The organism is Micromonospora sp. D75 (assembly GCF_018070405.1).
Classification (GTDB): domain Bacteria; phylum Actinomycetota; class Actinomycetes; order Mycobacteriales; family Micromonosporaceae; genus Micromonospora; species Micromonospora chalcea.
Genome location: NZ_JAGPXV010000102.1, coordinates 1 through 12,661, shown reverse-complemented (window position 1 = coordinate 12,661; position 12,661 = coordinate 1). Strand labels below are relative to the sequence as shown.

The 12,661-nt window shown below is 71.7% G+C and carries 11 protein-coding genes and 1 pseudogene; 10 read left to right on the top strand and 2 right to left on the bottom strand.

The features are described 5' to 3' along the window. Nucleotides 1–888 (top strand): glycoside hydrolase family 26 protein (locus KBX39_RS09210; protein ID WP_210870004.1); only part of this gene is annotated, 888 nt, incomplete at its 5' end. Between the two features lie 189 nt (nt 889–1,077). Further along, complete coding sequence (locus tag KBX39_RS09205; protein WP_210870002.1) at nt 1,078–3,645, top strand: malectin domain-containing carbohydrate-binding protein; 2,568 nt, start codon at nt 1,078–1,080, stop codon at nt 3,643–3,645. Between the two features lie 96 nt (nt 3,646–3,741). Here KBX39_RS09205 and KBX39_RS09200 read toward each other — a convergent pair whose 3' ends face one another. Next, complete coding sequence (locus KBX39_RS09200) at nt 3,742–4,134, bottom strand: cyclic nucleotide-binding/CBS domain-containing protein (RefSeq protein ID WP_030499400.1); 393 nt, start codon at nt 4,132–4,134, stop codon at nt 3,742–3,744. Nucleotides 4,135–4,246: 112 nt separating this feature from the next. Between KBX39_RS09200 and KBX39_RS09195 the strand changes: the two genes are divergently transcribed. From KBX39_RS09195 to KBX39_RS09180, 4 genes are all read left to right on the top strand, one after another. Further along, entirely contained in the window at nt 4,247–4,702 is a 456-nt protein-coding gene (locus KBX39_RS09195) for an NUDIX domain-containing protein (RefSeq protein WP_231915615.1), read from the top strand. 70 nt (nt 4,703–4,772) lie between these two features. Next, nucleotides 4,773–5,504, top strand: a complete 732-nt coding sequence (locus tag KBX39_RS09190; RefSeq protein ID WP_210870006.1) for a sugar phosphate nucleotidyltransferase — start codon at nt 4,773–4,775, stop codon at nt 5,502–5,504. After that, nucleotides 5,492–6,559 carry an iron-containing alcohol dehydrogenase family protein gene (locus KBX39_RS09185; RefSeq protein WP_210870000.1) on the top strand — a complete coding sequence of 356 codons (1,068 nt, stop codon included), beginning with the start codon at nt 5,492–5,494 and terminating at the stop codon, nt 6,557–6,559. The genes KBX39_RS09190 and KBX39_RS09185 overlap by 13 nt, the downstream gene beginning before the upstream one ends. After that, entirely contained in the window at nt 6,534–7,256 is a 723-nt protein-coding gene (locus KBX39_RS09180; protein WP_210869998.1) for a CDP-alcohol phosphatidyltransferase family protein, read from the top strand. Before KBX39_RS09185 ends, KBX39_RS09180 begins: the two co-directional genes overlap by 26 nt. Nucleotides 7,257–7,329: 73 nt before the next feature. On the opposite strand, the gene KBX39_RS09175 is transcribed toward KBX39_RS09180, so the two are convergent. Further along, a complete protein-coding gene (locus KBX39_RS09175) occupies nt 7,330–8,604 on the bottom strand; it encodes a glycosyltransferase family 4 protein (RefSeq protein WP_210869996.1) in 1,275 nt (424 codons plus the stop codon). 24 nt (nt 8,605–8,628) lie between these two features. Between KBX39_RS09175 and KBX39_RS09170 the strand changes: the two genes are divergently transcribed. The 4 genes and pseudogenes from KBX39_RS09170 to KBX39_RS34020 form a co-directional block, all read left to right on the top strand. Next, a complete protein-coding gene (locus KBX39_RS09170) occupies nt 8,629–9,489 on the top strand; it encodes an Fpg/Nei family DNA glycosylase (protein WP_069089257.1) in 861 nt (286 codons plus the stop codon). A gap of 325 nt (nt 9,490–9,814) precedes the next feature. Continuing rightward, nucleotides 9,815–11,323, top strand: a complete 1,509-nt coding sequence (locus KBX39_RS09165) for a sugar transferase (RefSeq protein ID WP_210869994.1) — start codon at nt 9,815–9,817, stop codon at nt 11,321–11,323. Nucleotides 11,324–11,356: 33 nt separating this feature from the next. Then, complete coding sequence (locus KBX39_RS09160; RefSeq protein ID WP_064448098.1) at nt 11,357–12,580, top strand: histidine kinase; 1,224 nt, start codon at nt 11,357–11,359, stop codon at nt 12,578–12,580. After that, a pseudogene (locus tag KBX39_RS34020) lies at nt 12,577–12,661 on the top strand (DNA-binding response regulator); the annotation flags it as partial. The gene KBX39_RS09160 and the pseudogene KBX39_RS34020, both read left to right, overlap by 4 nt.

Below are 12,661 nucleotides of genomic sequence, written 5' to 3'. Positions count from 1 at the left end.
CCGCCGGAGCAGGGCGCCTGGCTCGGCACCTGGGTCAAGCCGCAGTACCACACCGCCACCGGGCGGGCCGCCGCGTTCGACGAGTTCAACCGGGCCGCCGGCGGCACGCTCGCCATCGCGCACATGTTCCACGAGTGGAACGAGCCGTTCCCGGGCGCCAGCGAGCGGGCGTTCCAGGCCCGGGGCAGGCTCCAGATGATCTCCTGGCAGGGCACCGACACCCGCTCCACGGTCAGCGGCATCTACGACACGCTGATCCGGGAACGCGCGCGCGACGTCAAGGAGTTCGGCGTTCCGGTGCTGCTGCGCTACCGGTGGGAGATGGACCGGCCGAACCTGGCCGCGAGCATGCACTCGCCGGAGGACTACGTCGCCGCGTGGAAGCACGTCCGCGGCATCTTCACGGAGATGGGCGTCACCAACGCGGCCTGGGTGTGGTGCCCGCACGCGGACGGCTTCGCCGAGCCGCAGCGCCGGGCCGCCGCCTACTACCCCGGCGACGACCAGGTCGACTGGCTCTGCGCCGACGTCTATCCCAGCCCGGAGTGGAACAGCTTCTCCAATCGCATGGACCACTTCATGGCGTTCGCCAAGAAGCACCCGCGGCCGGTCGTCATCGGCGAGTTCGGCCTGACCCAGGACGGGCGTCCGGGGCAGCGGGCCGACTGGATGCGCGAGGTCGGGCCGTACCTGAAGAAGCACCCGCAGATCAAGGCGGCGGTCTACTTCGCGGCGAAGCAGACGCAGAAGCCGATTTACGACAGCACGTTCGGCGACGACCCGGAAAGCGAGAAGGTCTTCCGGGAGATGGCGACGGATCCGTACTTCCAGCCGCCGATGCCCGACCTGAGCGTCCCCTCAGGGACACCCTCCGTGTCCGGCGAGTGATAGTCGCTCGTCTTTTCGTGCGACCCGGGCCGTTTCCTCGGCCAAAAAGGCCGATCCCGGGTGGACGCGCGACCGGCGAATGCGAGAAGGTATTGCTCTCACGTCTGCGGTCGGTCGAGTGACGCCCCGCCTCAAGTCGGCACCGGCCACGATCGCAGCGCCTCCGACGTATTCCCCCCGGAGTAGCCTGTGGCTTCCTCGATCCTGAGACACCGCTCGGTGTCCGCCTTCGGCGCTGCCGTACTCGGCATCGCCACCCTGTTCACACCGGTGCCGGCGCTCGCCGCGCCGACCACCGCGCCCGCGCCCGACCACAGCACGATGGTCGGCGAGGTGCCGTCGGACAAGACGCCGAACATCAACGACGGCAACGTGGTGGCCATCCACGACGCCGGCAGCAAGGTGATCGTCGGCGGCTCGTTCACCAACGCGCAGAACCGGGGTTCCTCACCCACTCCGGTCGACCGGCGCGGGCTGCTCGCCTTCGACAAGGCCACCGGCAAGATCGACAATGCGTTCGCGCCGGTGCTGGACAACGACGTCACCGCCATCATCGCCGGCCCGACCCCGGGCACCGTCTACGTGGCCGGCAAGTTCAACAAGGTCGGCGACAAGAACTTCCGCAAGCTGGCGCTGCTGAACGTCGCCGACGGCACCCCCGTCGAAGGGTTCAAGGGCCCGGCGTTCAACGGCACCGTCAGCGACATCGCGCTCGTCGACGGCCACCTGCTCGTCGGCGGCATCTTCACCACCGTCACCGCGACGACCAACCGCAACGGGCTGGCCTCGCTGAACCCGACCACCGGCGCGGTGGACGACTACCTCACCGTGGCGCTGACCGAGAACCACAACTGGACCCCGACCAACAACGGGGCCTCGGCCGGTGTCGGCGTGGAGAAGTTCACCGTCTCGCCGGACGGCAAGCACCTCGTGGTCATCGGCAACTTCAAGAAGGCCGACGGCGTCGTGCACGACCAGATCGTGCGGATCAACCTCGGTGAGAACTCCGCGACCATCGCCGACTGGAACACCGACAGCTACGCCGCGGCCTGCAAGTACACCGCGTTCGACTCGTGGGTGCGCGACGTCCAGTTCTCCCCGGACAGCAAGTACTTCGTGGTCGTCACCACCGGCGCGTCCTACCCCGGCACGCTCTGTGACTCCGCGGCCCGCTGGGAGACCGACGCCACCGGCGCCGGCCAGAAGCCGACCTGGACGAACTTCAGCGGCGGCGACACCTTCCTCTCCGTCGGCATCAGCGAGAAGGCCATCTACGTCGGCGGCCACTTCCGCTGGTCGAACAACCCCCTCGCCCGGGACAAGGCCGGACCGGGCGCGGTGCCGCGTGCCAGCATCGCCGCCCTCGACCCGGTCAGCGGCCTGCCGCTGTCCTGGAACCCGGGCCGCCACCCGCGCGGCTACGGCGTCACCGAGATGCTGGTGACCCCGGAGGGGCTCTGGCTGGGCAGCGACCAGGAGTACATCGGCGACTTCGACTACCAGCGCAAGCGGCTCGCGTTCTTCCCGCTCGCCGGTGGCAACGCCCCGCACTCGACCAGCACCAAGGGCCTGCCGGGCAACGTCTACCAGGCCGGTCGCGCGGCGCAGACCGAGGTGCTCTACCGGGTCAACGCCGGCGGTCCGGCCATCCCGGCCACCGACGGCGGGCCGGACTGGGCCGCCGACAGCGAGGCCTCGCCGAGCCCGTACCACAACACCGGCAACAGCGTGACCACGTACCCGACGAACGCCACGTTCGACGCCACCGTGCCGGCGAGCACGCCGGCCACGCTGTTCAACTCGGAGCGGTGGGACGAGTCGACCGCGCCGGACATGCAGTGGGACTTCCCGGTTCCGGCCGGCACGCCGGTGCAGGTGCGCCTCTACCTGGCGAACCGCTACGCCGGTACCGCCACCGCCGGCAAGCGCAAGTTCAACGTCAGCATCGACGGCGTCGTCAAGCTGAGCAACTTCGACCCGATCACGGCGATCGGCGCAACCAACCGGGGCACCATGCGGGCGTTCCCGGTCACCAGTGACGGCAACATCGACATCGACTTCGGTCGCGTCCTGGAGAACCCGCTGGTGCAGGCCATCGAGATCGTCAAGCTGCCGCCGGTGCCGCCGTCCACCACGGTGGACAGCATCACCAAGCGGACGTACGACGGCGCGTCCTCGGTCGGCAACGCGATGTCGGTGCCGAACGGCGACAACACCGGCTGGTCGAACATCAAGGGCGCGTTCTGGGTCGGCGGTGACCTGTTCTACGGCGTCGGCGGCGACCTCTACAAGCGCTCGTTCGACGGCACCGAGTTCGGCACCGCGAAGAAGCTGGACCCGTACCACGACGCGAAGTGGGACCTGGTCGTCACCGGCTCCGCGCCGGAGGGCTCCACCTACGCCGGCATGACCGGCAACTTCTCCGCCGAACTGCCGAACGTGACCGCGATGTTCTACTCCAAGGGCCGGGTCTACTACTCGCTGGCCGGTCAGAGCACGCTGTTCTGGCGCGGGTTCGCGCCGGACACCGGCACCGTCGGCGCCGAGCGCAACACGGTCACCGGCACCACCGGCTTCGCCGACGCGGGCGGCCTGTTCCTGGACGGCGACACGCTCTACGTCGTCTCCCGGAGCACCGGCAACCTCGCCTCGATGGCGTGGTCGGGCGGCGTGCCGACCGGTACCGCCACGGTGCGCAGCGGTCCGAGCGTCGACGACGTGGACTGGCGCGGCACCTCGGTCTTCGTCGGCCCCTGACGGGCGGCACGACCGAAACAGAACACACACGACGATGGCCCGGCCGGTATCGGCCGGGCCATCGCCCTTCTCCGGCGCCCGTCGCGCCGGCCCGGTTCAGCTCCGGGTCGGCGCGTGCTGCCCCGCCCAGACCCGCATCAGATCCCGTACCGAGATCACTCCAGCCACCTCACGCCCGTCGAGCACGACCAGGTGCCGGAAACCGCCCCGGGCCATCGCCGCGGCGGCCTCCTCGACCGTCCAGTCCGGGCCGGCGTAGACGACGTCCCAGGTCAGGTGCGCGCCGGTGCGCTCGACATCCGGGTCGAGCCCGGCACCGATCGCCTTCAGCACGTCGCGTTCGGTCATGATCCCGACCCCTTCGGAGTCCGGGTCGATCACGACCGCCGACCCGACACCGCGGGCCGACATCATCCGGGCCGCCTGCCGGAGCGTGTGCTCCGGCCCGACCACGAGTACCTCGCTGGACATCGCTTCGCGTACCTGCATCACACATCACCCCTGTGGGACGGCGACTGAGTACGGACATGGTGGGCCCTCTATGCGTACCGGGACAAGGACGGGCATCGCCGGAGGCGGCGCGGATGGCTACTGTCGGAGGGTGCCCACCGAGCCCCTGCGCTGCGCCGGCGCGCTGATCGTCGACGACGACGGCCGCATCTTCATCCAACGCCGATCCCCCGACCGACGCCTCTTCCCGAACTGCTGGGACATCGTCGGCGGCCACCTCGAACCGGGCGAGGAGATCGACGACGCGCTGCGCCGGGAGGTCACCGAGGAGACCGGCTGGTCCGTGTCGCACGTGCTCGGCCTGGTCGGCGAATACCGTTACACCGCCGACGACGGGCTGACCCGGGTGGAGACCGACTTCCTGGTCCGGGTGGACGGCGATCTGAGCCGCCCTCGGCTGGAGGCCGGCAAGCACACCGAGTTCCGCTGGCTGGCGGAGTCGGACGTCGACCTGCTCGACGAGCACCGGGACGTCAACGACGGGCTGATCCGGCGGATCGCCGAGGACGGCTTCGCCGCGCTGCGTTCGATCGGGCTGACGGGCTGAACCACTGCCGGTCGGCGCCCGGCGATATCCTCGCCGGGTGGAATCGGGTCGAGAAGAGGAGCGTGTCGGCATGATCGGGATGGTGCTCGCCGCGGGAGCGGGGCGCCGGCTGCGGCCGTACACCGACACCCTGCCCAAGGCCCTGGTGCCGGTCGACGGGGAGACCACCATCCTCGACATCGCGCTGCGCAACCTCGCCGAGGTGGGGCTGAACGAGGTCGTGATCGTGGTCGGCTACGCGGCCGACGCGGTGCGGCAGCGGCAGGCCGCCCTGGAGGAGAAGTACGGCGTCACGCTCACCCTGGTCCACAACGACAAGGCCGAGGAGTGGAACAACGCGTACTCGCTCTGGCTGGCGCGCGAGTACTTCTCCCGGGGCGTGTTGCTCGTCAACGGCGACACCGTGCACCCGGTGAGCGTGGAGAAGACGCTGCTGGCCGAGCGCGGGCCGGGCATCCTGCTCGCCGTGGACACGCTCAAGCCGCTGGCCGAGGAGGAGATGAAGACCACCTTCGACGCCGCCGGCCAGCTCACCCGCATCACCAAGCTGATGGACCCGGGCGAGGCGTACGGCGAGTACATCGGCGCGACGCTGATCGAGCCGCAGGTGGCCGAGCCGCTCGCGGACGCGCTGGAGGCGACCTGGCAGCGCGACCCGAACCTCTACTACGAGGACGGCTACCAGGAGTTCGCCGAGCGCGGCGGCGAGGTGCGGGCGGCCCCGATCGGTGACGTCTCCTGGGTCGAGGTCGACAACCACGCCGATCTGGCCCGGGCGCGGGAGATCGCGTGCCGCTACTAGCCCGCAGCGTCCTCACCCCGCTGCACATCGACGTGCGGCGGGGCGCGGTGGCCGACCTGGCGGCGATCCTCTCCGACGGGCGGATCTCCGCCGGTGGCGACGTCGCCGTGGTGGTCGGGCCGGGGCAGGGCGAACGGATCGCCGAGCTGATCCGGCCGTCGTTGCGCTCGGCCGACGTGTTCACCGTGGCCGGGGGGACGCTGGACGCCGCCGACGACCTGGGGACGAAGCTGCGCGCCCGGTCGTACGACGCGGTGGTCGGCATCGGCGGCGGCAAGACGATCGACGTGGCCAAGTACGCGGCGACCCGGCGCGGTCTGCCGATGGTGTCGGTGGCGACGAGCCTCGCCAACGACGGCATCGCCTCCCCGGTGGCGAGCCTGATCACCGAGGGCCTGAAGGGGTCCTACGGCGTGCACATCCCGATCGCGGTGATCGTGGACCTGGACTTCGTGGAGGCCGGGCCGGAGCGGCACAACCGGGCCGGCATCGGCGACGTGGTCAGCAACATCAGCGCGCTGGCGGACTGGGAACTGGCCCGGCGGGTCCGCGGTGAGCGGGTCGACGGGCTGGCCGCCTCGCTGTCGCGCGCGGGCGCCGAGGCGGTGCTCAACCACCCGGGTGACATGAACGACGACGGCTTCGTCACGGTGCTCGCCGACGCGCTGATCTCCAGTGGCCTGGCGATGGCGATCGAGGGCACCAGCCGGCCGTGCAGCGGCGGCTGCCACGAGATCATGCACGCGATCGACGCGCTCTTCCCCGGCACCGCCTCGCACGGCGAGCTGGCCGGGCTCGGCGCGCTGTTCTGCACGTACCTGCGCGGCGACGAGCGCCGGTTCGCCGAGATGACGGCCTGCCTGACCCGGCACGGGCTGCCCCGGCTGCCCGCCGAGGTGGGGCTGACCGACGACCAGTTCGTGGAGGCGGTGCAGTTCGCGCCGGCCACCCGGCCGGACCGTTACACCATCCTCGAACACCTCGCGATGTCCGCTACCGAGACGCGGGAGCGGCTGGCAGACTACGCCGGTGCCCTCCGCGACCACATTGGCTGAGCCCCGTCCCACAGTCGCCGACTTCCACCGGGTCAACCGGGGAGGCGGCTTGTTCAGCGAGTCGATCAGTCAGTGGATCGGGGCGGCCTTCGCGCTTGCCGCCCAGCGCCTGGGGTTGCGCCCGACCGCGCTGACGCTGGCCAACCTGGTGCTGGGGCTGGCCGCCTCGGTCACCGTGGTGGCGCTCGCCGACGACGTGGCCGCCGGCACCGTTGCGGCCTGGGCGGTCGGGCTGTTCGCGCTGGTCGCGTGGCAGGTCGCGTACGCGCTGGACTGCGCCGACGGGCAGCTCGCCCGGGTGACCGGGCAGGGCAGCGCGGCTGGCGCCCGGATCGACGTGCTCTGCGACGTGGCCGCCCAGATCGCGCTGGTCGCGGCCATCGGCGCGACGGCGGTGGCGCAGCGCCCGTCCACGCCGGTCTGGCTGGTGGCGGTGTTCGCGGGCACCTGGATGGTCAACCTGGTGACGTCGGTGATGCAGTCCGGGCCGAACGCGGCGAGCATGGTCACCTCGACCTCGCTCCCGGTACGCCTGGTGAAGCTGGTCCGCGACTACGGCGCGGTGATCTTCGTGGCCGGTCTGGTGCTGGCCTTCGCGCCCGCGCTGGCGTTCTGGGTGATGGTCGCGTTCACGATCGTCAACGGCGGCTTCCTGCTGGCGAGCATCGCCTTCTCCGCCCGCGCCTCCCTGCGGTAAGGAAGGGCCCCTTCTTAACGCCTCGTGCATAAGAAGGGGCCCTTCCTAACACCCGGGCTCAGCACACCTGGGCTCAGCGCGCGGGGCGGCCTCCGGGGGCGGCCAGGTCGGCGTAGATGTCGATCAGGCGCTTGGTGATCACGTCGGGGTGGAACGTGCGCTCGTACCGGCTCCGGGCCGCCGGAGCCAGCGCTGTCGCCTCGGCGGCGGCCAGCGGCAGCGCGGCGGCCAGCGCGTCCGCCTCCGGCGCCACCACCCAACCCGCCTCGCCGCGCTGCACCCCGACCGGCAACGCGACCAGCCCGTCGCCGGGCGCGGCGGTGGCCACCTCGGCCGGGCCGGTGCCGGCGGGCTCGCGCGGGCCGTCCGCGCCCACCAGGTACGGGATGCCGCCCAGCGCGGTGCCGAGCACCGGCCGCCCGGACGCCAGCGCCTCGATGATCACGGTGGGCAGCACGTCGTGCCAGGTGGAGGTGGCCAGCACCACGGAGCTGTCGGCCAGCGCCGCGCGTACCCCGGAGCGGTCGAGCTGGCCCAGGTAGAGCACGTCGGGCCGCTCCGCGGCGGCCGCCTCGGCGAGCGGGCGCAGCTCGCCGTCACCGGCGATACGCAGCGGGCCGAGCGCACCCACCGGATGCCGCCGCCACGCGGCGAGCAGCAGGTCCAGCCCCTTCTCCGGGCTGAGCCGCCCCATGAAGAGGAAGCCGTTCCCGACCGGCGCCGGTGTGCCCGGGTCGGGTACCGCGTTCGGCTTGACCACGATCCGCTCTTCCGGAATGCCGTAGTCGCGCAGATGATCAGCCACAGCCGTGGTGAGCGCGATGTACCGGTCCACCGACTTCCAGGTCGGGCGGTGCACGGCGAGCGTGGTCGCCATCAGCGCGCTCTGCGCCCGCGAGTTGCGGTAGCAGCGGTGCACGATCGCCGGCACGCCCAGCGCCCGGCCCCGGCAGTCCTGGCAGATCACGCCGTCACGGAAGTACAGCCCGGAGGAGCAGACCTGCCGGTAGTTGTGCACGGTCTGCACCACCGGCACCCCGCGCTTGTGCGCGGTCCGCACCACCCACGGCGAGAGCAGAGGGTACGGGTTGTGCAGGTGCAGCACGTCCGGCCGGTGCTCGGTCAGCAGGCGGTCGAGGTCGTGCTGGGCCTTCGGGGCCCAGATCGGCGAGATCGGCAGCAGCGCCTTGGCCGGCTTGGACATCGACGGGATCTCGTCGGAGCTGCGCAGGAACGGCAGCACCTCCACGCCGGCGGCGGTGAGCTGGGCGATCTCCGCGTCGACGATGGTGTTCTCGCCGGAGGGCTGGGCTTCCCGGTACCGGTTGTGCGCCACCACGATTCTCACGGGAAAGAAGGCTACCGTTGTACCGTGCCCGAACTTCCGGAGGTGGAAGCGCTCGCCGGTTACCTGCGCGAGCGTGCGGTGGGCCGCCGCGTGGAGCGGTTCGAGGTCGCCGCGATCAGCGCGCTCAAGACGTACGACCCGCCGCCGAGCACTGTCGCCGGCCGTACGGTCACCGGCGCCGGCCGGTACGGCAAGTTCCTCGATGTCCGGTTCGACGAGGGCTTGCACCTGGTGGTCCACCTGGCCCGGGCAGGCTGGCTGCACTACCGGGAGGCGTTCCCGGCGGCGACCCCGCTGCGGCCCGGCAAGGGCCCGATAGCGGTGCGGGTACGCCTCGACGACGGCTCCGGCTTCGACCTGACCGAGGCGGGCACCCAGAAGAAGCTGGCCGCCTATCTGGTCACCGACCCGGCGCTGGTGCCGGGTGTGGCGAAGCTCGGGCCGGACGCGCTGGAGGCGGATCTGCCGACCTTCGCCGAGCGGCTGCGCAGTCGCCGGGGCCAGGTGAAGGGCGTGCTGACCGACCAGTCGGTGCTCGCCGGGGTGGGTAACGCGTACTCCGACGAGATCCTGCATACGGCGCGGCTCTCGCCGTTCGCGATCACCGACCGGCTCACCGACGACCAGCTCGCCGGCCTGCACGCGGCGACGCGCACGGTCCTCGGCGACGCGGTACGCCGGTCGATGGGCCAGCGGGCGGCGGAGCTGAAGGGCGAGAAGCGCTCCGGGCTCAAGGTGCACGCCCGCAAGGGCCTGCCGTGTCCGGTCTGCGGCGACACGGTGCGTGAGGTCTCGTTCGCCGATTCGAGCCTCCAGTACTGCCCCACATGTCAGACCGGCGGGAAGCCGCTGGCTGACCGAAGGTTGTCCCGTCTCGTACGGTGAGTAACCGCACCCGGCGATTACTGAGTGGAATCGACCCGGGATCACCGAAGGTCCGGGTCCGCCCCTCTACCCGAGTGGTCATCCATCGGTATAGTGGCTCGGTCCCCGGCTTCACAACTGATTCGGAGCCGGCCAGATCTCACCGAGCACCAGCGGCACGGCTTCTTCGCGGGGGCCGGTCCGGGCCGGGCCCGCGTGGGAGACTGGGACGGTGAGCGACCCGGATCCTCACGGCGAGTGAGGGTGCGGGTCATGCGGGAGGACATGGGTTGAGGTGACGACAAGCCTCCAGCGCCCGGTAACCGACAGAGGCCGGAGCAAGAGCGTGCGGCACGTCGACAGCTTTGAGATCCAGCCGCCGACTCCGCCGTCGCACAACGGCGTACCCCGGTCGGCGTGGGCCCGCGCCCGGCGCCGGGTCTCCCGGTGGCACCGGCCCTACATCCTTTTCCTGCTGCTGCTCGACTTCGGCGCGGCGGCTCTGGCCAGCTTCCTGGCCGTGCAGATCTTCGAGCAGGCCGACTCGGGCTTCCGCAACTCCCCGCAAGCCTGGTTCTACACCGTGGCGTTCGTGCTCCTGCCGCTCGGCTGGCTGCTCTTCCTCTGGGGCAACCGGGCCTACGACCGGCGCTACCTGGGGCTCGGCCCGGACGACTTCAAGCGGGTGATCCGGGCCGGCGTGGCGGTGGCGGCGGCGGTCTCGTTCATCGCCTTCGCCACGAAGACCTACTCCCTGTCCCGGTGGACGGTCGGCTTCGCGCTGCTCGGCGCGATGTTGCTGATCGTGCTCGGCCGCATGATCGCCCGGGCCGCCCTGCACGGGCTGCGCCGCCGGTTCGGGCACGCCGGGCACCGGATGGTGCTCGTCGGCACGCTGCCCGAGTGCCTGGAGGTCTACACCACTGTCACCCGGCACCCGTCGGTCGGCCTGATCCCGGTGGCCATCCACCTCACCGACGGGTACGCCGCCGCCCGCGGCCTGGAGACCCCGGTGCCGGTGTACGCGGGCCGCGACGTGCTCGCCCTGGTACGTGAGGTCGGCGGCGACACCATCGCGGTCTGCGGCTCGGCCAGCGCCGAGCCGGGCGAGCTGCGCCGCCTGGCCTGGCAGCTGGAGGGCTCCGGCGTCGACCTGGTGGTCGCGCCCCAGCTCACCGACATCGCCGGTCCCCGGGTGCACATCCGCCCGATCGAGGGCCTGCCGCTGCTGCACGTCGAGGAGCCGACCCTGTCCGGGCCGGCGCTGCTGGTCAAGAACCTGATGGACCGGGTGGCCGCCGGGCTGGGCCTGCTGATGCTGGTCCCGCTCTTCGCCGCCATCGCCCTGGCCATCCGGATCTCCGACCCCGGGCCGGTCTTCTTCCGCCAGCCCCGCGTCGGGCACGAGGGGCGGACGTTCCGGGTCTGGAAGTTCCGGACCATGTACGTCGACGCCGAGGAGCGGCTCGCCGGTCTGGTCGACCGGAACGAGACCGACGGCATGCTGTTCAAGATGAAGCAGGACCCCCGGGTCTTCCCGGTGGGCCGCTTCCTGCGGGCCACGTCGCTGGACGAGCTGCCCCAGCTGATCAACGTGCTGTGGGGCGAGATGTCGCTCGTCGGCCCGCGCCCGCTGCCCGCCGACGACGGCGACTTCCTGGGCGACGTACGCCGCCGGCTGCTGGTCCGGCCGGGCATGACCGGGCTGTGGCAGGTGTCCGGCCGCTCCGACCTGTCCTGGGACGAGGCGGTCCGGCTCGACCTCTACTACGTCGACAACTGGTCGCTGGCGTACGACCTGAGCATCCTGTGGCGGACCGTGGGCGTGGTGCTGGCCCGCAAGGGCGCGTACTAGCGCTACCGGGCCGGCACCCGGCAGGATCGCTGCGTGGGTGGCAACCTCTCCGCCGTCTTCGCCGTCGTCTCGCTCGTGACCGCGTTGGCGGCGGCGCTCTGGGCGGTGCTGCGGCTGCGTGGCCGACGGGGCATCGCCACGGCGACGCAGCGCGCCACGTACGAGGTGCTGCACACCGCCGGGCTCGCCGCCGAGCCGCTGCGCGCCGGGCTGACCGCCGCGGACGCGGCGAAGGCCGTACGCCATCTGCGGGCCCTGGTGGGCGCGGCCGGGCTGGCGCTGACGGACCGGGACACGCTGCTCGCCGTCGACGGGCAGGGCGCGCACCACGGCGATCAACTGGTCGCGGCGGCCCGGCGCGCGGTCGGCAGCGGGCGTTCCACAGTGCTGGGCGAGTCGGAGCTGCGCTGCGACCTGGTCGACTGCCCGGTCCGCGGCGCGGTGGTGGCGCCGCTGCGCGCGGACGGCCGGGTGGTCGGCGCGCTGGTGGCGGTGGCCGGCGAGCGGCCGGCCCCGGGTCTGGTGCAGGCCACGCTGGAGACCGCGCACTGGGCGGGCGACCAGCTCGCCCTGGCCGAGCTGGAGTCGTCGCGGGAGCGGCTCGCCCGGGCCGAGGTGCGCGCGTTGCGCGCCCAGATCAGCCCGCACTTCATCTACAACGCGCTGACCGCGATCGGTTCGTTCGTGCGTACCGACCCGGAGCGGGCCCGGGAGCTGATCCTGGAGTTCGCCGAGTTCACCCGCTACTCGTTCCGGGCGCACGGCGAGTTCACCACGCTCGCCGAGGAGCTGCGCTCGATCGACCGCTACCTGACCATCGAGCGGGCGCGGTTCGGCGAGCGGCTCCAGGTGCGCCTGCAGATCGCCCCCGAGGTGCTGCCGGTGACGCTGCCGTTCCTCTGCCTGCAGCCGCTCGTGGAGAACGCGGTCCGCCACGGGTTGTCCCGCAAGCCGGGCACCGGCATGGTGAGCATCGAGGCCCGGGACGCGGGCGCGGAGTGTCACATCACGGTGGAGGACGACGGGGTGGGGATGGATCCGACGACGCTGACCGCCGGGATCGCCGAGCTGTCCGGGGCGGGCAGCGACCCGGCCGACGACCCGGGGCAGCACGTCGGCCTCTCGAACGTCGACGAACGGCTCCGGTCGGTCTTCGGGGACGGGTTCGGCCTGGTCGTCGAGACCGGCCTCGGCTCGGGTACGAAGGTGAGCATGCGGGTGCCGAAGTTCCACCCCGGCGTACGGGTTTCCTCGTGACGGGGTTCCTTCGGGTGCTGGCGGTGGACGACGAGCCGCCCGCGCTGGACGAGCTGGCGTACCACCTGCGCGCCGATCCCC